We start from the raw sequence: 1,624 nt of genomic DNA, 5'->3' as shown, positions 1-1,624 counted from the left end.
AACCTGATCACGCAGGAGTACCGGGTGACGGGGCCGGTGATGATCTTCCTGACGACCACCGCCATCGAGATTGATGAAGAGCTGATGAACCGCTGCATCGTGCTCACGGTGGATGAGGGCCGCGCTCAGACGGAGGCGATCCACAGCCTGCAGCGGCAGCGGCGCACCTTGCACGGGCTGATGGCGAAACAGGGCAAGGATGCGGTGCTGGCCCTGCACCGCAATGCCCAGCGCTTGCTGCGGCCGCTGGCCGTGGTCAATCCCTATGCCGACCAGCTGACCTTCCTGTCCGATAAAACACGCACGCGGCGCGACCATGAAAAGTACCTGACGTTGATCGACACCATCGCGCTGCTGCACCAGTACCAGCGCACGGTCAAGAGCGCGCGTGGCGCCGACGGCGAGGCGCTGGAGTACATCGAGGTGATTGCCGCCGACATCGAGCAGGCCAACCGCCTGACGCACGAGGTGCTGGGCCGCAGCCTGGACGAGCTGCCGCCGCAGACCAGGCGACTGCTGACGCTCGTTGCCGGCATGGTCGGCGAGTGCGGCGCCGCGCTCGAGCTGGCGCGCCGGGACATCCGATTCAGCCGCAAGGACGTGCGCGAGAAAACCGGCTGGGGCGATACCCAGCTCAAGATTCACTTGGGGCGCCTGGCCGAACTGGAATACCTGCTGGTGCACAGGGCAGATCGCGGACAGGGACACGTGTATGAACTGCTGTATGACGGCGACGGCAGCATGGCCCCGCACCTGATCGGCCTGCTCGATGCGGGTGCTTTGGGGAGTTACGACAAGCGGCGGTCGGGGCAGAAACAGCCGCAGTCGACCCCCGGTCGCCCCCCGGTCGGCGGGTGGTCGGCGCCCGGTCGGGGCGGTCCATCGGGCGGGAAGCCAGCAGCGGCAAGGGCTGCTTCGGAAAGCGCCGGCTTCGAGCCTGAAAATGCACGTCATGGCGCGAACGGTCACGCACCGGTCGTAACCGTACTGGCGAGGGATTCATGACGGCCGCCCGCAAACCGCTGCACGCCGGCGACCCGACGATCACCAGCGGCTTCCACGCTCACCTGGTCGGCTTCACCGACTGGCTGGGTGCGATGCGCTACTCGGAGCACACGATCAAGACGAGACGCACCGATCTGGGCTACTTCATCGACTGGTGCGAGGAGCGCGGGATACGCACGCCGCTGGAGGTGACGCGCGCCATGCTGGAGCGCTACCGCCAATACGTGTTTGCGTACCGCCGCCAGCGCGACGGCCTGCCACTGTCGTTCAACTGCCAGGGCACGCGGCTGGTGGCGGTGCGCGTGTTCTTCCGCTGGATGACGCGCCAGCATCACCTGCTGTTTAACCCAGCCGGCGAGCTGGACCTGCCGAAGAAGGAGACGCGCCTGCCACGCCATGTGCTCAGCGTGGCCGAGGTGGCACAGATCATCAACGCGGCCGACCTGGACGCGGCCTTCGGGCTGGGCCTGCGCGACCGCGCCATCCTGGAGACGCTGTACAGCACCGGCATGCGGCGCGCCGAGCTGGTGGCGCTCGATGTGGTCGACGTCGACGTGGAACGCGGCACGGTGCTGATCCGGCTCGGCAAGGGGAAGAAGGACCGGATGGTGCCGGTCGG

Annotated in this window: 1 protein-coding gene and 1 pseudogene; both read left to right on the top strand. The window is 67.2% G+C overall.

Going from position 1 to position 1,624, the window contains the following annotated elements; all coding sequences use genetic code 11:
- Positions 1-1,005 (top strand): annotated as a pseudogene (locus ACP7BV_RS26875) (DNA primase); the annotation flags it as partial.
- On the top strand, positions 1,002-1,624 hold a 623-nt coding region (locus tag ACP7BV_RS26870), incomplete at its 3' end, for a tyrosine-type recombinase/integrase (RefSeq protein ID WP_426107956.1). The pseudogene ACP7BV_RS26875 and the gene ACP7BV_RS26870, both read left to right, overlap by 4 nt.

The sequence above is a fragment of the Massilia sp. TSP1-1-2 genome, from assembly GCF_049896185.1.
In the GTDB taxonomy this organism is placed as follows: domain Bacteria; phylum Pseudomonadota; class Gammaproteobacteria; order Burkholderiales; family Burkholderiaceae_D; genus Telluria_A.
Note: the sequence above shows the minus strand (reverse complement) of the source record. Positions and strands in the feature narration are given on the sequence as shown.